This window comes from Desulforamulus reducens MI-1, from assembly GCF_000016165.1.
Lineage (GTDB): Bacteria > Bacillota > Desulfotomaculia > Desulfotomaculales > Desulfotomaculaceae > Desulfotomaculum > Desulfotomaculum reducens.
Map to the genome: position 1 here is coordinate 745,588 of NC_009253.1, position 15,403 is coordinate 760,990.

Annotated in this window: 17 protein-coding genes; 12 read left to right on the forward strand and 5 right to left on the reverse strand. The window is 44.5% G+C overall.

Features of this window, described 5'->3' with window-relative positions:
* Positions 1–33: 33 nt before the first annotated feature.
* The gene (locus DRED_RS18560) at positions 34–171 is read right to left on the reverse strand and encodes a hypothetical protein (RefSeq protein WP_156779576.1); all 138 of its coding nucleotides are present in this window, start codon (positions 169–171) and stop codon (positions 34–36) included.
* A gap of 36 nt (positions 172–207) precedes the next feature.
* Positions 208–1,266: a spore photoproduct lyase gene (gene splB / locus DRED_RS03710; RefSeq protein ID WP_011877066.1), complete on the reverse strand. Its 1,059-nt coding sequence runs from the start codon at positions 1,264–1,266 to the stop codon at positions 208–210.
* A 290-nt stretch (positions 1,267–1,556) separates the two neighbouring features.
* Here splB and nrdR point away from each other — a divergent pair, with 290 nt between their 5' ends.
* The 6 genes from nrdR to DRED_RS03745 all read left to right on the forward strand — a co-directional run bounded on the left by nrdR (position 1,557) and on the right by DRED_RS03745 (position 6,285).
* Positions 1,557–2,033, forward strand: a complete 477-nt coding sequence (gene nrdR, locus DRED_RS03720) for a transcriptional regulator NrdR (RefSeq protein WP_011877067.1) — start codon at positions 1,557–1,559, stop codon at positions 2,031–2,033.
* Between the two features lie 2 nt (positions 2,034–2,035).
* Entirely contained in the window at positions 2,036–4,066 is a 2,031-nt protein-coding gene (gene nrdD / locus DRED_RS03725; protein WP_011877068.1) for an anaerobic ribonucleoside-triphosphate reductase, read from the forward strand.
* A gap of 103 nt (positions 4,067–4,169) precedes the next feature.
* The gene (gene nrdG / locus DRED_RS03730; protein ID WP_011877069.1) at positions 4,170–4,676 is read left to right on the forward strand and encodes an anaerobic ribonucleoside-triphosphate reductase activating protein; all 507 of its coding nucleotides are present in this window, start codon (positions 4,170–4,172) and stop codon (positions 4,674–4,676) included.
* Positions 4,677–4,939: 263 nt separating this feature from the next.
* The gene (locus DRED_RS03735; RefSeq protein ID WP_011877070.1) at positions 4,940–5,137 is read left to right on the forward strand and encodes a DUF1858 domain-containing protein; all 198 of its coding nucleotides are present in this window, start codon (positions 4,940–4,942) and stop codon (positions 5,135–5,137) included.
* Between the two features lie 10 nt (positions 5,138–5,147).
* Complete coding sequence (locus DRED_RS03740; RefSeq protein ID WP_011877071.1) at positions 5,148–5,630, forward strand: CopD family protein; 483 nt, start codon at positions 5,148–5,150, stop codon at positions 5,628–5,630.
* Between the two features lie 16 nt (positions 5,631–5,646).
* Positions 5,647–6,285 carry a 4Fe-4S dicluster domain-containing protein gene (locus DRED_RS03745; RefSeq protein WP_238442580.1) on the forward strand — a complete coding sequence of 213 codons (639 nt, stop codon included), beginning with the start codon at positions 5,647–5,649 and terminating at the stop codon, positions 6,283–6,285.
* A 220-nt stretch (positions 6,286–6,505) separates the two neighbouring features.
* Here the strand turns inward: DRED_RS03745 and DRED_RS03750 are convergent, their stop codons facing one another.
* Positions 6,506–7,189, reverse strand: a complete 684-nt coding sequence (locus tag DRED_RS03750) for a Crp/Fnr family transcriptional regulator (RefSeq protein WP_011877073.1) — start codon at positions 7,187–7,189, stop codon at positions 6,506–6,508.
* Positions 7,190–7,204: 15 nt separating this feature from the next.
* Positions 7,205–7,960, reverse strand: coding sequence for a class I SAM-dependent methyltransferase (locus DRED_RS03755; RefSeq protein ID WP_011877074.1), 756 nt, complete (start codon positions 7,958–7,960; stop codon positions 7,205–7,207).
* 211 nt (positions 7,961–8,171) lie between these two features.
* On the opposite strand from DRED_RS03755, the gene DRED_RS03760 reads away from it, so the two are divergent.
* The 5 genes from DRED_RS03760 to DRED_RS03780 all read left to right on the forward strand — a co-directional run bounded on the left by DRED_RS03760 (position 8,172) and on the right by DRED_RS03780 (position 13,318).
* On the forward strand, positions 8,172–8,633 hold the full coding sequence (locus DRED_RS03760; protein ID WP_011877075.1) for a NapC/NirT family cytochrome c: 462 nt from the start codon (positions 8,172–8,174) through the stop codon (positions 8,631–8,633).
* 6 nt (positions 8,634–8,639) lie between these two features.
* Positions 8,640–9,923, forward strand: coding sequence for an ammonia-forming cytochrome c nitrite reductase subunit c552 (locus DRED_RS03765; RefSeq protein WP_011877076.1), 1,284 nt, complete (start codon positions 8,640–8,642; stop codon positions 9,921–9,923).
* On the forward strand, positions 9,923–11,110 hold the full coding sequence (locus DRED_RS03770; protein WP_011877077.1) for a cytochrome c biogenesis ResB family protein: 1,188 nt from the start codon (positions 9,923–9,925) through the stop codon (positions 11,108–11,110). The genes DRED_RS03765 and DRED_RS03770 overlap by 1 nt, the downstream gene beginning before the upstream one ends.
* The gene (gene ccsB / locus DRED_RS03775; protein WP_011877078.1) at positions 11,107–11,958 is read left to right on the forward strand and encodes a c-type cytochrome biogenesis protein CcsB; all 852 of its coding nucleotides are present in this window, start codon (positions 11,107–11,109) and stop codon (positions 11,956–11,958) included. The genes DRED_RS03770 and ccsB overlap by 4 nt, the downstream gene beginning before the upstream one ends.
* Before the next feature lie 124 nt (positions 11,959–12,082).
* The gene (locus tag DRED_RS03780) at positions 12,083–13,318 is read left to right on the forward strand and encodes a BsuPI-related putative proteinase inhibitor (RefSeq protein ID WP_011877079.1); all 1,236 of its coding nucleotides are present in this window, start codon (positions 12,083–12,085) and stop codon (positions 13,316–13,318) included.
* A gap of 44 nt (positions 13,319–13,362) precedes the next feature.
* Here the strand turns inward: DRED_RS03780 and DRED_RS03785 are convergent, their stop codons facing one another.
* Complete coding sequence (locus DRED_RS03785) at positions 13,363–13,587, reverse strand: FmdB family zinc ribbon protein (protein ID WP_041274426.1); 225 nt, start codon at positions 13,585–13,587, stop codon at positions 13,363–13,365.
* Positions 13,588–13,819: 232 nt separating this feature from the next.
* Between DRED_RS03785 and DRED_RS03790 the strand changes: the two genes are divergently transcribed.
* Complete coding sequence (locus DRED_RS03790) at positions 13,820–15,397, forward strand: MBL fold metallo-hydrolase RNA specificity domain-containing protein (protein ID WP_011877080.1); 1,578 nt, start codon at positions 13,820–13,822, stop codon at positions 15,395–15,397.
* The last annotated feature ends 6 nt before the right edge of the window (positions 15,398–15,403 follow it).

A 15,403-nucleotide genomic window follows, 5' to 3' on the forward strand; every position in this document is an offset into this window, starting at 1 on the left:
AGGGTTGGGGATTATCCCCAACCCTTTGTCAGTTTATTGCTGATCCTTTTTAGCTTTATATTTAAACCGCAGCTTCTGTTCAGTGCAGGGTTTATGAGCATCCTGACAGTCACCGCAGGTACAGGTAGTACCTACACAGGTAAGGCATTGGGAGTCTTCGGGACATTTCATAAACAAATACCTCCTTGCAATAAGCAAACTTAAATCTTATACCAAATACTCTACTTTAGCGGCAGGGAAGTACCTATCCACCATGCCTTGCATGAATTCCTTAACCTCTGCCATACTATCCTTGGGATAAACATACTTACCGTAACCAAATTGACCGAATTTAAATTGCCTTTTTTCCTCATCCATATCCAGACGGCAGTTGGGAAAGATATCCAGAATATTGGTTTTGGCTCGCTGGGTAAAACGGTGGGTTATAAACTCAAAGGTTAAGTCTTGCTGGGATACAAGGTCCAGCACTCGGTACAGCTCTTCAAAAAGCTCCTGGTAGCCCTGTTGCCAGCCGTCATAAAGCACAATGGGAGCCACCAGGAACCCCAGGGGATAACCTGCTTGGGCTACTTTCCCCGCTGCCGCAACCCGTTCATGCATGGGTGGAGTACCGTGTTCAAATTGTCTAATGACATAATCCGTGTTTAAACTAAAGCGAAAACGAGTACGTCCGTTATGTTTAGCATCCAACAAGGAATCGACATCACTAAACTTAGTTACAAAGCGGAAGCGGGCGTGCTCCTGACCACCAAAAAATTCAATGGCTTGTTTTAAAGCACCGGTATAGTGTTCTACAGGAATGGGATCTGATGTAGCAGCTCCTTCAAAGATCGTTTCCCGGGGCAAATATTCGATTATGTATTCTTTGGCCCGGTCCAATATTTCTTCAATATTTACATACAACCGGATGTAAGGTTTTTTTCCTAGATTGGTTAAAAGATAACAATATTCGCATTTGCCAGGACAACTGGTTACCAAGGGAAGCTGGTAATGGGCCGAGGGTTTACAGGTTTGAAAATCCTTTCCCCTGCGCACACCTACCACCAGCGTTCGTTTCGACTCCAGAAAAGCCTCTTGGGGTGTTGTACCGGGTATACCAGTGACTCGGTTATGGGAACCAGTGACAGTTACAGGAATCCCCTCAGCTCTGAATTGCTCTCTTAAACGTTGACCCAGTTCATATTCCAGGGCCGCTGGTTCCATAAAAACACGTTTAGGGATAAAGATATGGTTGGCTGCGGGTCTTTCCAAAAGGATCTGTTTCATTAGCATTCTTCCTTTAATCAATTTGTATCAGTTTGTCTCAAAGTTTTTCTTGCTATGCTCTAATCAAAATAAAGTAGGACTCTGGATCCAATTTAAATATTTTCCTGGAAATACAGAAAGCGGAGAAAATGAAAGTTATGGACAATCTTTTGGGCCTGAGGAGAAAATATAACAGCTAAGCGGGAATTGACTCTCAAGATATGGTATTTTATAATAAGTCTGCCCACAACATCTTGGTTATTTTGGGGCGGTTGTGGTGGCAAAGACCCAATATCTTGGGGGGTGACCAAATGCTTTGTCCCTTCTGCAGTTTCCCAGAAAGCCGCGTGCTGGATTCCAGACCAGCTGATGAAGGTAATAGTATTCGCCGCCGTAGGGAATGCGGTGAATGTGGCAAAAGATTTACCACCTACGAAAGGGTGGATGAGCGACCGCTGGTTGTCGTAAAGAAGGACGGTCGGCGGGAGGTCTTTGACCGGGCTAAATTATTGGCGGGATTTATGAAGGCTTGTGAGAAAAGACCTGTACCAGTCCAGAGAATTGAGGATACGGTCCATTCCATTGAAAGGGAATTGCGAAGCCACGGGGAGTTGGAAGTACTTAGCCAAGCTGTGGGGGAATTGGTTATGAATAGTCTGCTGGAATTAGATGAGGTTGCTTATATTCGCTTCGCCTCGGTTTATCGGCAGTTTGGTGATATTTACAGTTTTCTTCATGAAGTAGAAAAGCTGTTAAAGAGCAAGGAAGATAAAAAGGGGGCCCTATAGAGATGTTTACAAAAGTAAGAAAAAGGGATGGCCGTGAGGTGGCCTTTAATGAAACTAAGATTACCGAAGCTATTTTTAGGGCGGCAAAGGCCGTTGGCGGAGAAGACCGTCAAACAGCAATGGAATTGACCCTGGATGTCCTGAAAATGCTGAAGAAACAATATAATGGCAATCTTTTTGGCGTAGAAGAAGTTCAGGATATGGTAGAAAAGGTTCTCATTGAGTCAGGTCATGCACGTACGGCTAAAGCCTATATCCTCTACCGTGCCCAGCGAACCCGCCTGCGGGATGCCCGTAGCGACTTAATGGATGCAGTGGAGGAAATTCTGGGTGAAACCAGCCGGGAAAACGCTAACGTATCCAATTCTCCATCTGCAAAAATGCTGCAAATAGCCAGTGCTGCCAGTAAAAAATACTATTTAACTAGGTTAATTCCAGAAGAGATGTCTCAGGCCCATGCCAGGGGGGATTTACATATCCACGACCTTGACTTTTATGGTAAAACTCTTACCTGCATTCAGATTCCCCTGGGGAGGTTACTCAAAGAAGGTTTTAACACCGGGCATGGCTATATCAGGGCACCCAAGCGCCCCACATCTGCCACTGCCTTAGCAGCTATCATCCTGCAGAGTTCCCAGAATGACATGCATGGCGGCCAATCCTTTGCTTTCTTTGACCGAGATATTGCACCCTTTGTGGAAAATGCCTCTGAGGAAGAGACCTACCAGGCAATGGAAGCGTTAATTTACAATTTAAACAGTATGCACAGTCGAGCCGGTGCCCAAGTGCCCTTTTCCAGCTTAAACCTAGGGACGGAAACCTCCGAGGCAGCACGTATGGTGATAAAAAACCTGCTGCTGGCCTATGAAGCTGGTTTGGGACGGGGCGAAAACCCGATCTTCCCCAATATTATCTTTAAATTAAAGGAAGGCATTAACCTGAATCCAGGGGACCCTAACTACGATTTATTCCAGTTAGCTATTCGTGTGTCGTCCAAGCGCTTGAATCCTACCTTTAGCTTTATGGATTCATCCTTTAACAAAGAATATGGAGATCAGGTTGGATACATGGGTTGCCGGACCCGGGTCATGGCTAATCGTAAGGGTCCAGCGGTAACCGATGGCAGAGGTAACCTATCTTTTACTACCATTAACCTGCCCCGCATTGCCATTAAAGCTGAACGCAATATCGATAAATTCTACCGTTTATTGGATGAAACCCTGGACATGTCTTTCCGACAGTTGTATCACCGTTTTACTGTTCAGGCTAAACTAAAGGTGAAAGATATGCCCTTTGTCATGGGACAAGGCCTCTATCTGGGTTCCCAGGGTCTGAATCCTAACGATACCCTGGAAGAGGTTATTAAACACGGTACCCTGTCTCCGGGCTTCATTGGACTGGCAGAGGCCCTGGTGGCATTGAACGGGCAGCATCATGGACAAAGTGAAGAGACCCAGAAACTAGGTCTGGAAATTGTTTCCTACATGCGTCAGAAGATTGATGAGGCTTCGGAAAAGTACGATTTAAACTATACTCTGCTGGCCACCCCAGCAGAAAGTGTATCCGGTCGGTTTGCCAAACTGGATCGCAAAGAATTTGGGATTATTCCCGGCGTAACTGATAAAGAGTACTATACCAACTCCTTCCATATACCCGTTGGTTACCCCATCGGAATTTTTGAAAAGATTTCTCTGGAAGGTCCTTATCACAAATACTGTAATGCCGGACACATAAGTTATGTTGAAATGGCTTCACCCCCACTGCATAACCCACAGGCTGTGGAAGCCATCATTAAACATATGCAGGCCAGTGATATGGGCTACGCCGCCATTAACTTCCCGGTGGATTATTGTACCTCATGCAGTGTGACCGGTGTGATTAACCAAGACAGCTGCCCCCGTTGTGAATCTCCGGAGATTCGTCGGGTGCGTCGTATCACAGGGTATCTTAGCACCGTTGATCGGTTTAATGATGCCAAGGTGGCCGAACTGAATGACAGAACAACCCACTCGGGCTTTAGCCCAAAGGGTTAAGGATACGATAAGGAACAAAAACAGTTTAAAGGCCAGGTAGTCGGATACCTGGCCTTTGCAATGGTGAAGTGCCACAATAACCTTATTTTGAGAGGGTGAAAAAATGAGTCTAACGCTTCGTTTGGGAGGTATTACAGCCAATAGTGTGGTGGATGGACCGGGACTTAGGATCGTTGTTTTTTTGCAGGGTTGTCCCCGTTATTGTCCGGGGTGTCATAATGAAGAATTACTGGAGCCAGAGGGAGGGCGGGAAATAACTACTGAGGAAGCCATAGAAGAAATTAAGGCCACCATCTCTCCACTAACCCAAGGCATCACCTTCAGTGGTGGTGACCCGCTGATGCAACCCCAAGCCCTGCAATTTTTAGTTAAAAGGGTAAGGCAGGAATTCCCCAGGCTGGATATCTGGGTCTATACTGGTTACCGCTATGAGGAGGTAAAGGACCTGCCGGTGTTGGAGCAGGTGGATGTACTGGTGGACGGACCTTTTCTACAGGAACAGAGGGATCTGGATTTAGTCTTTCGGGGTTCGGGCAACCAGCGGTTAATTGATGTGCCAAAAACACGGCAGACCGGCCAGGTGGTTGAATGGCAACAGCCAGTGTGGTAAATTTGTTAGATTGAGCGGAGATAATGAAATACCGATAGAGAGGTTTATCAACAAACTCACCCTGTATTGACAGGGTTATTTTTTATCCCTGTGACCAACATCACAGATGGACAGTAACTGAGTTCACTTCATTCCTATGCTATTTTGGGTATGATATAGGAAAGACATAAACAAATCAATTCCTGGCCGGGAAACGATAAAACTTTATATTTAATAAACAAACTGAGCAAACTAATATGGAGATGTTAAGGAGGAATATTCATATGTCAAAAATTACAAGGGATATGACAATGGGTTACATTGTTAAGGAATTTCCCCAAACGGTTGAAGTATTTCAGCGTTACGGCATGGGCTGCCTGAGTTGCCCCACTGCCCAATTGGAATCCCTGGAAAAGGGAGCCATGCTTCATGGTCTGGATGTACAGGAATTATTGGAAGAACTAAATAAAGTGGTACAATAAGGGGTCTGAGATGCTGACATTGACTCAATTAGCCAGATTCTTTCATGATCTGGCTTTTACCACATGGATAGGTAGTATGATCTTTATGATGCTGGTTCTTACACCGGCTGTTGGAGGTAAGGGTATTCCACCCCAATTTCTGCGATTGATGGGGATAGAACGGTTTAAGAACTGGGCTTGGGCCAGTATTGTTATTTTAACTGTAACAGGGACCTACCGCCTCTACGGGCGTTTCTATCTCTTTGACTTATTTGTGATGACCAGCTATGGTAAACTAATGCTTCTAAAGATAAGCCTGTTTCTGATGATGGTATTATTAACGGCCATTGTTAGCTTTAACTATGCCAAGCGCATTCCTGCAGAGGCTCCCCAGAAACCGGGAGAGCAGCCGACGCCGGGTTTTTTAAGGATGCAGAGGAGATTTATTAGCTTTTCTACCATTAATTTAGCCTTAGGAATTATAATCTTATTTATTATGGCCATTATCCGTTGAAGGGAGGGACAAGTTTTTGAACCTTAGACCAGAAGCTCAAAATAATACTGGGTCGGGCATTCAAATGTATCAGATTATCAGGTGCCGCAACTGTCCCAATGCGGTGATTGATTTGGACCAGATAACAGCAGCTTGTACAGAAATTTTTCGAAGTACAGATTTTACCAATAAACAGTTGGAACGTCTGGGAAGCACTAAGCCCAAACAGCACCATATTTTTCAAGTAGGCATAGCAGGTTGCCCCAATTCTTGCAGCCAGCCACAAATAAAGGATTTTGGCCTGCAGGGACAAGCAGTGCCAGTGGTGGGAGATGGCTGCACAGCTTGTGGATTGTGTGTATCAGCTTGCCCGGATCAAGCCATTGTGTTAGGAGAAGAAGGACCCTGCATTGTTGAATCACAATGCCTTAACTGTGGCAAATGTGCCAAGATTTGTCCCACAGGAGCCATTTACACGGGTACTACTGGGTATCGAGTTATTCGTGGCGGTAAATTGGGACGAAGGCCTCAACTGGCCAGGGAAGTTTATTCCCTAACTAACCAAGAGGGGGCTGTGCAGTGCCTTAGGGAGACCCTTGATTTACTACTGTGGGTAGGTAAGCCAGGAGAAAGATTGGGTGCCTTACTGGAAAGGATTGAAAAGGGTAGTTCTTAAGTTAATAAATTTGTAATAAAGAATGAAAAGGTATTTTATTGTTATTGGCCAATACCTCCTATAGCTTACAAAAGGGGGTTTTTTTATTGGAAAACAGTGTGGGCGGTGTTGTCATCGTTGTAGAAGACCGTGAGAAATTGGTAACTCCATTCTAACGGAATAACCTACAATTCTTAAAAACAGTAGTACATATTAGAAGCACCGTGCAAGTACGGTGCTTCTAGCGTAGTAAATCCTCTAATTTATTTCTGTCTAAAACCGTAATTTGTTGTCGATCCACATCAATGGCCCCGGCCCTTTTAAAACTGTTTAACATTCGGTTGATGGTTTCCCGGGAACTGCCGGTTAAACTTGCCAGTTCTTGGTTCGTCAAGTTTATATTGATTAAAATACCGTCATTTTTTTGAATACCGTGTTCCTGGGACATTTTCAGCAGAGTAAAGGACAAACGGCGGGCTGTGTCATGCAAGGCTAGATTCATAACTTTTTCCTGGGCTGTGCGCAGGCGACGGGACATGATTCTTAGCATACTGACAGCCATGTTTGGGTTCTGGCTGATTAGCCTTTCGATATCCTGGTTTCGTAAAACACCTACGATACAGTCTTCTTGTACTTCCGCAGTGGCCGGGTAATCGCCCCCTTCAAAAAGCACCACCTCCGCAAAGACTTCTCCGGGATTCACGAAGTGCAAAATGTGCTCACGTCCGTCTTCCAGTCTTTTGGTTAATTTAATGAGCCCTGACTTTAAGACATACAGTGCTTCACCGGGTTCACCTTCCATAAAAATAATACGCCCCTTCTGGTAACTCCGTTCCAATAAAAGGCTGGATAGATCCCGTATTTGTTCCTCCGATAAGCCAAAAAAGAGCGGTATCCTTTGTAAATATTTTGCAATGGTGTTCACTTATTACACCCCCTACTAACCTAACTTGCAAGATCTTCTGCGAAAGGTTTGAAGCACCGTCGATTGACTGTCTCGCCCGTGTGTTTTACGGTTAAAGTCACCATACACTTCAGTGTCCTCAAAACCCACATCTTCTAAGAAATTCTCCAACACTGAGCGAGTTAATGGGCGTAAGGGAACCTGAGCATTGCCTAAACTTTGCTGACTACCATTGGGTTGGTTTTTAATCAGAGTGGTCTTAAAATCTATGAGCCCATCGGGGCGAAAATCATAATGCCGGGTAAAAATAATATTGGCTTGGCGATTGATAATATCAGGTAATTGAGTAATATTCCCTTTTAATATCCGATCATAGTTTACGGTTTGGATAATAAGTATTCCCCCGTGGTATAACTTTTCTTTCATTTGTTTGAGGGCAGTGGTCAGGTCTTTATCCGTTAATAGGTGGGGTAAAGAATTACCGATGCAAATTATTGCATCAAATTTACCATCAATATCCTCTAAATTCCTCATATCCCCGGTCATGAAATCCACTGAAACACCGGCTTTTCTTGCCTTCTCCCGGGCTAAGCGAATCATTTCTTGTTCATAGTCAAGGCCAACTACAGTAAGGCCCCACTTGGCAAACTCCAAAGGGTAATTTCCAGAACCACAGCCTAAATCCAGCACCCTGCTGACCCCAAGATCATCAAAGGTTTGTCGGAAAAATTTAAGTTGGCTTTCTCCAGCCGGAAAAATAAAGTCATAGTAATGGCTAAGTTCTTTATACATACTTACACCTCAAAAATTCATTTTAGTTTTTTATATTTTTTTCTAAGTAGTTTACCCTGATTAATGTTTCTTCTTATTCTATAGGATGGTGAAATATATAGCAATAATTGGAGAGTCTTCCTTCCATACGTATAAATAACCATAGACATGGCAATTCTAACTTAAGTTTGATTGAAATAGCAGGACTTTACAGCGGAATAGGGGAGGTTGCATGAAGAGAACCTTGCAATTATTGCTGGTGCTGGCTGTGGTGGGTTTGGGAAGTATACTGGCAATTAAAATCCCATTTATTTCAAAGCACCTGGATGGGTCCAAATTTTGTGGCAGCTGTCACATTATGGATCCCTGGGTTGATACTTATCTGGCTTCTGAGCACCGAGAACACGCTACATGTGGGGATTGCCATCTTCCACATGATTTTATTCCTGGGGCCTTTTACAAAGCCTTTACAGGGACAAGGGATACCTTTGATATAATCTTTGGCCGAATGCCAAACAGGATTGAAATAAGTAGTCACGGTTCCAATGTGGTAAACGACAACTGCCTCCGTTGCCACACGAAAGTAATGGAGGTTGTAGGATATCCGAAGAATGACCGTGGTCAGGACTGTTACGATTGCCATCAAAACATACCACATAGCCGATACTGGTATATACAGAAGGAGAGTGAATAATTAGCCATGAAGAACAAAGGACTGATCATAGCACTGTCTGTGGTGGTGGCAGCGATGGTTCTTGGGGCAGTATATACCGCATTTACCATTAATAACAGAACCTTGAGCGAAGCGGCCAGAAAGATTAATGCCCAGGAGATTCAAGATAATTACGAAAAAAGTGAAGTTTGGGGGAAATACTACCCTAAGCACTGGGAAAGTTTTAATGAAGGCAGCAAATACGAAACCAAGACCAAATACGGCGGCAATAACAAGACAGATAAATTAAAAGTTCAACCCTATTTAAAGATTCTTTATAAGGGTACGGGCTATGGCGAAGAGTTTTACGAGCCCCGGAGTCACTTTTATGCGGTGCAGGATATTGGCGCCATTAACCCCATAAGAACCAAGACTGGCGGTGCTTGCCTAACCTGTAAGGCCACCGAGGTGCCCCGGTTGATCAAAACCTATGGGGACGCTTTTTATAGTAAACCCTTTAGTGAAATGTATAAACAGGTGAAGCACCCCATTGGCTGCTCTGATTGCCATGATCCGAAAACCAATGATTTGCGTATCAGCAGGCCAGCATTGATAGAAGCCTTTGAGCGGCAGGGTAAAGATATTACCAAAGCCACCAAGCAGGAAATGCGTTCTCTGGTATGTGCCCAGTGTCATGTTACCTACTACTTCCAGAAGGATACCAAGAAGACTACTTTCCCTTGGGATAACGGGCTAAAGGCAGATGAAGTGCTGGCTTACTTTGAAAAAATAAAATTTACTGAATGGACCCATCCGGAGTCCCAGACACCCATGTTAAAGGCAAGACATCCAGATTATGAATTATTCCAGGGCAGTGTTCACCAGTCTGCTGGAGTAGCTTGTGCCGATTGCCACATGCCTTATATCAAACAAGGAGATTCGAAAATTTCTTCCCACTGGTTTACCAGTCCGGTGCACACCATGGAGAAGAGCTGTACCCAGTGTCACAGGGAGGGTACAGAACAACTTAAGAACATGGTTTATAATATTCAAGACCAGCATCATGAGATTCTAGATATCGCTGGCAATACCAACGTGAAGGCTATCAATGCCATAAAGCAAGCAGCGGCTACACCCGGAGCTAACCAGAAATTAATTGAAGAAGCAAGGCAGTTGCATCGTCAGTCTCAGTGGATGTGGGATTGGGTTGCCACTGCCAACGGTATGGGCTTCCATAACCGTCAGGAAGCAGCCATGTTCCTTGGCAAGTCCATTGATTTAGCGCATCAGGCTATACAAACCGCTGAAAAGGCACGGGGGGCAGCAAAGTAATGGGTAAAATAGCTTTAGCAATGGCAGGGACATGGAGGTTTCTAACCTCCATGTCCCTGGGGTTAGCTCTATTAGTTTTGTTAATTGTCTTTGCTATAATGGGAACCTTCAGTGCAAGAATCTTTGTTTCACCCTGGTTCCTGGGATTGAGTACCTTATTAACACTCAATATGTTAGGATGTACTGCCCAGAGGCTAAAAGGGCTTCTTAGAAGGGAAAGGGCATTACCCTTTGTATTAACCTCGGATGACCAGCACAGAACCCTAATCCTGGAAAACTGTCCAAAGGAAAAGATATCCCAGGAGGCACTCTGCGAACTGCAACGTCTGGGATTTCGGGTGCAAAGGAAAAGGGTTGAAGAAGGGGAAATGCTCATTGGGAAAAAGCAAATCTGGGCAAACCTGGGCTCTCCCCTGCTTCACCTAGCAATGGTGTTTGTTATTGTCGGCAGCGTATTGGGTAGCATATGGGGGCAAGAACAGTATGTGCAGGTACAGGCCCCCGGGCGTTCCCAGTTAAGTCAGCAAGGTTTTCCCTTTGATATTTATGTAAAAAAATTTACCATAGACCATTATAAAGATGGTACCCCCAAACAATATACGTCTGTTATTGAGGTTTTATCAGCCAACCAAAAAAGAATGGAAAAAGTTGTTTCAGTAAATCATCCCCTAAACTACCAGGGGGTTAAAATTTACCAAGCATCCTATGGCTACCAACTTCAGGGTGCTGTGAGAGATGACAAAAATTCCTTTGATTTTAACATCGAAGAAGGAAAAAGAATTTTATTAGGTGGCCCAGCCCAGTTGGAACTAGAGGTTCAATGGCCCAGATACGTGGTTTACAGTAAAGGGCTGCCCTTTTCAATGGGTATGGCAGAGTTGGGAGAGCCCATTAAACTGTTGCAAACTGAAGTGGTCTTTACCAATCGAACCACCTATACCGGGCTGCATGTAAAAAAAGATCCGGGTTTGCCTTTTATTTGGACAGGATTTATTCTGTTTTTAGTGGCATTGCCCATCCGTTTCTATATTAAACCCAATCAAATTTGGTTGTTGCTTTCCCAGGATTCAGCGGGAACAAAGATTCGACTGGCTGCCCGACACCGATTAAAGGGTAAGGAGCAAGAAGATCAATTATTAGAAAAATTAAATGGAATTACCCGGGAGGAGGGTTCCCTTCAAGCATGAACTCGATCATTGAACAACTTATCTTTAATAGTACCCTGTGTCTTTATGCTCTTGGAGCATTAATATTGTTAGCCTATACCGTTACAGAAAAAACCAGACTGGTAAACTGGGCAGTCTTTGCAGTGTGGACTGGCTTCCTGGCACATACAGCGGGTCTTGTTATGCGTTCCATACACGTTGGCCGACTACCCTTTACCAATATGTATGAATTTATTCTCTTCTTTGCCTGGGGGGTCACACTGGCTTATTTGTTTACACACCGCAAGCAGCCGCTGCCCCTGCTGGGTACTGTGGTTGTACCTATGACTGTAATGCTGATGGCGGCCGCCAGTATGATGAACGGGGCAGTTAGACCATTAATGCCTGCTCTGCAAAGTTATTGGCTGCACTCCCATGTGGCGACGGCGGTATTGGCCTATGGTGCCTTTGGGGTATCCTTTGGGGTTGGGGTACTATATTTAATTCGAGATGCCCAGCCGATGTCCCTTAGTTCTACGGAAATAGGCAATACCGCTGTAATCCGTGGTGTACCCATGCTGCCCAGTATAGAAACCCTGGATAAACTGCTTTATCGGGTCATTGCCTTTGGCTTTGTATTCTTAACCCTGGTACTGATAACCGGAGCAGTATGGGCCGAACAGGCCTGGGGTACTTGGTGGAGTTGGGATCCCAAAGAAACCTGGGCCCTTATCACCTGGTTGATCTATGCCATTTTCCTGCATGGACGTTTTACCCGGGGCTGGCAGGGAAGACGTTCTGCCTGGCTGGCCATCCTGGGTTTTGCTGCAGTAATCTTTACCCTTTTTGGAGTAACTTGGCTGATGCCGGGTATGCATAGTTACAGCTAACCGCCGTTTCCTCGGCGGTTATTTTATCTTTCTTACACAATATTTCCACCTTAAAAAAATAACCTCTGGTTACGTTCCTTCATAAGATGGGTAAAAGACTTATGTTGAAAGGAAGGGGACAGTTATGGCAGTATATATTGTGCAACCAGGGGATACTTTCTCTAAGATAGCACAGCAATATGGTATCTCCATCTCTGAACTTCAAAGGTTGAATCCCCAGGTTACCAACATAAATATGATCAATGTGGGGCAACAATTAACAGTTCCAAACGCAGGTGGTATCCCTACGGGTGAAGGAGTAGAGGGAGAAGTACCAATTTCAGGCAATCAGTTAGGAAATGTTGATCTGGAGGAAGAAAGTATAAGACAGTATAGTTCAACCATTAATACGGTACTGCGGGTCCAAGGGGTTAGCGGTTCGCAGTATACCGCAAGGTTGGTTAATGGCTTGCTTTACATTCTTGTGGTGGGTGACGGTGATTTCCGCCAGGGTGAACCCATTCCCATCACCCTCTACAAAGTAAATATAACAAACCGTTCTATAACATTAAGATACACCACCGGTCAACGGTTTGAGTTAATCGTACGTAGAGCTTCCGACTTTGTGGAGGTTTGGCGTTACTCCCGGGGCAGATTTTTTACTCAACAATCAGCCACAGTTACCATCAGACCAAATCAATATGCCATTTACCGTTTTACTTGGGATCAAATCAATAATTTAGGAAATCAGGTTAGATCTGGTAATTTTATTTTAGATGCCATTAATGTTGCCCAGGGTCTAAGAGGTCAGGCAATACGAGGACGGTTTAGAATTCGAGCTGGGGTTGTTCCAACACCGGTCCCCACTGTACCACCCAGACCCGGCGCATGTACAGGTGAAAACCTGCTGTCTAACTCCAGTTTTGAAAGCTGGCGAACGGCCACTCGGCCCACTGGCTGGAATGCCACCAATGTCCGTCGCTCAACAATTGCTTTTTCCGGCAGGTACTCTGTGGAAATGGGCAATGATCCCACAGAAAGGGCCACCCTTTCTCAAATCTTCCCCATCACTGCTGGAAGTAATAACCGTGTGAGCTTCCGGGTTGCCGAAGATGTAGAAGGCTCCAGAGTAGGGAATTTCCAATTTGGCATTCAAGTGTTATTCCGCGACCGTTCCGGCAGAGTGGTGGGTGTTGCACCCCAGGGGCCCTATTCGCCGGCTATTATTGAGGATGAAAGATTTGAACTATTCACCTTTACCACCGGAGATGTTCCTGGTACGGCCGTAACCGGAGAACTTGTGTTTACCTTTAATCCCCGGGCCACCAATAGCAGCCGTGTTCGTATTGATATGGCTGAGGTCCGTTGCTTAAGTCTATAAAAGTTACGAAAGAAAAAATCCCCGGGGGGAATCATCCCTGGGGATTAATGTTTGCACGCACTACAATTGCTGGAAGTACAGCCTTTACAACTGTCACCGCGGCTACCAGCCAAGGCACCGGGGTTATTTAAGGTAAAACCGGACATGACTCTTTTGGGGTCAGCTGACTGACAGGCGGGACAGGTTATATTTTTGCCGGTTTCCCCAATGGAACAGAGTTTTTGAAACCGATGGTCACATTTTTGACAGCGAAATTCATAAATGGGCATACAACACACCTCCGTGTTAAACATCTATGGTATGACCATACTTAGAGTATGACTAACCTTCCAATTTGTCAAGCTTTCTGATTTAGGAAATTTGCTGAAAATTGATATTTATTAAATAGGATCCTTTATAAGGACTGATTGTCCTATTATGAAGAACCTTGCCAATGAATAAAGGTTTTCGTAATATTATCAAGAAATAAGTAGTAATGTTATTGAATGGGGAGGTTATGCTATGTATATTCAATTTTTGGGAGCTGCTCAAACCGTTACAGGTTCTTGTTTTTTAGTGGAGGCAGGTGCCACTCGTCTACTGGTGGATTGTGGTTTATTCCAAGGCTCAAAAGAAATTAAAGAACGAAACTACCGTAATTTTCCCCTGGCACCTTCCAGTGTGGATTTCATTTTATTAACCCATGCCCATATTGACCATAGTGGATTATTGCCAAAATTTATAAAGCAGGGTTTTAAAGGAAAAGTTATTGCAACTTCTGCCACAGTAGATTTATGTGAAATACTGTTGCCGGACTGCGGGCATATACAAGAGATGGAAGTTGAACGGAAAAATCGTAAGTACCGTCGTCAGGGACGTAAGTTAATTGAGCCCATTTATACGGCGGAGGATGGTGAACGGGCTTTAAATTATTTTGAACGAGCCAATTATAATGAAATAATAACCATCAGCTCGGACATACGTGTTTGTTTCCGTGATGCAGGACATATCCTAGGATCATCCATGATTGAAATGTGGGTGAAAGAGAATGGCAAGGAAACTAAGCTGGTCTTTTCCGGTGATATTGGTAATACCAATCAACCCTTTATTAAAGATCCTTCTTTTATTGTTGATGCTGACTATGTCATCATGGAATCTACCTATGGTAACCGTGTTCATCAGGATAGCGATAATAAATTAGAACTCTTGCAAAGGGCCATTAAAGATACTTATCATAGGGGCGGTAAATTAATTATACCTGCCTTTGCTGCTGGGCGAACCCAGGACATTCTCTACAGCATTAATAAATTACACGTACAAAGGGCCATTCCCGAAATGCCAATTTATATTGACAGTCCAATGGCCATTCGTGCTACGGAAATCTTCCGAAATAACAGCCAACTTTATGATCGGGAAACCAGGGAATTGATTGCCCAGGGGCATAACCCCTTGGAAATGCCCAATATAAAAACTTCTTTGACAGTGGAAGAATCAAGGGAGCTTAATTTTTTCAAGGGCCGTGCCATAATTATCTCTGCCAGCGGCATGTGCGATGCTGGGCGAATTAAGCACCACCTGCGCCATAATCTCTGGCGTCCGGAGTGCATGGTTTTATTTGTAGGTTATCAAGCCGAAGGAACCCTGGGACGTCGCATTCTTTCCGGTGAAAAGGCCGTACGTATTCATGGGGAAGAGATTGTAGTAAAGGCAGACATTCGCCATATCGATGGTTATTCAGCCCATGCAGATCAACCTGCATTATTAAACTGGGTTAAGCAATTCTCCCCAGAGTTAAAGAAAGTATTTGTAGTACATGGTGAAGCAAAGGCTGCTGATAACTTGGCAGCTTTAATAAGGGATGGGGGAACAGAAACCTATGTACCCGGTTGGCTGGAAAAGGTGGAGCTAACCCCTGGGGAGCAAAAACAGGTACCGGAAGTTTTGGTTCAAACATGGAGAAATATTACCGAAAAGATGCAAGGAATCCTCCAAGGCCAGTTGTCTCCTGCCAAGTATTCTGTGTTGTTACGCCAACTGGCTGAGTTAGAGGCCCAGATTAATGAGACTGTTCAGGCAGACGTTGAGGTCGATATCAGTTAAAGATGG

What these genes read in the sequence shown, in the direction of transcription:
- DRED_RS18560 (WP_156779576.1), bottom strand. Translation starts at nt 171, where the DNA reads ATGAAATGTCCCGAAGACTCCCAATGCCTTACCTGTGTAGGTACTACC.
- splB (WP_011877066.1), bottom strand. Translation starts at nt 1,266, where the DNA reads ATGAAACAGATCCTTTTGGAAAGACCCGCAGCCAACCATATCTTTATC.
- nrdR (WP_011877067.1), top strand. Translation starts at nt 1,557, where the DNA reads ATGCTTTGTCCCTTCTGCAGTTTCCCAGAAAGCCGCGTGCTGGATTCC.
- nrdD (WP_011877068.1), top strand. Translation starts at nt 2,036, where the DNA reads ATGTTTACAAAAGTAAGAAAAAGGGATGGCCGTGAGGTGGCCTTTAAT.
- nrdG (WP_011877069.1), top strand. Translation starts at nt 4,170, where the DNA reads ATGAGTCTAACGCTTCGTTTGGGAGGTATTACAGCCAATAGTGTGGTG.
- DRED_RS03735 (WP_011877070.1), top strand. Translation starts at nt 4,940, where the DNA reads ATGTCAAAAATTACAAGGGATATGACAATGGGTTACATTGTTAAGGAA.
- DRED_RS03740 (WP_011877071.1), top strand. Translation starts at nt 5,148, where the DNA reads ATGCTGACATTGACTCAATTAGCCAGATTCTTTCATGATCTGGCTTTT.
- DRED_RS03755 (WP_011877074.1), bottom strand. Translation starts at nt 7,960, where the DNA reads ATGTATAAAGAACTTAGCCATTACTATGACTTTATTTTTCCGGCTGGA.
- DRED_RS03760 (WP_011877075.1), top strand. Translation starts at nt 8,172, where the DNA reads ATGAAGAGAACCTTGCAATTATTGCTGGTGCTGGCTGTGGTGGGTTTG.
- DRED_RS03765 (WP_011877076.1), top strand. Translation starts at nt 8,640, where the DNA reads ATGAAGAACAAAGGACTGATCATAGCACTGTCTGTGGTGGTGGCAGCG.
- DRED_RS03770 (WP_011877077.1), top strand. Translation starts at nt 9,923, where the DNA reads ATGGGTAAAATAGCTTTAGCAATGGCAGGGACATGGAGGTTTCTAACC.
- ccsB (WP_011877078.1), top strand. Translation starts at nt 11,107, where the DNA reads ATGAACTCGATCATTGAACAACTTATCTTTAATAGTACCCTGTGTCTT.
- DRED_RS03780 (WP_011877079.1), top strand. Translation starts at nt 12,083, where the DNA reads ATGGCAGTATATATTGTGCAACCAGGGGATACTTTCTCTAAGATAGCA.
- DRED_RS03785 (WP_041274426.1), bottom strand. Translation starts at nt 13,587, where the DNA reads ATGCCCATTTATGAATTTCGCTGTCAAAAATGTGACCATCGGTTTCAA.
- DRED_RS03790 (WP_011877080.1), top strand. Translation starts at nt 13,820, where the DNA reads ATGTATATTCAATTTTTGGGAGCTGCTCAAACCGTTACAGGTTCTTGT.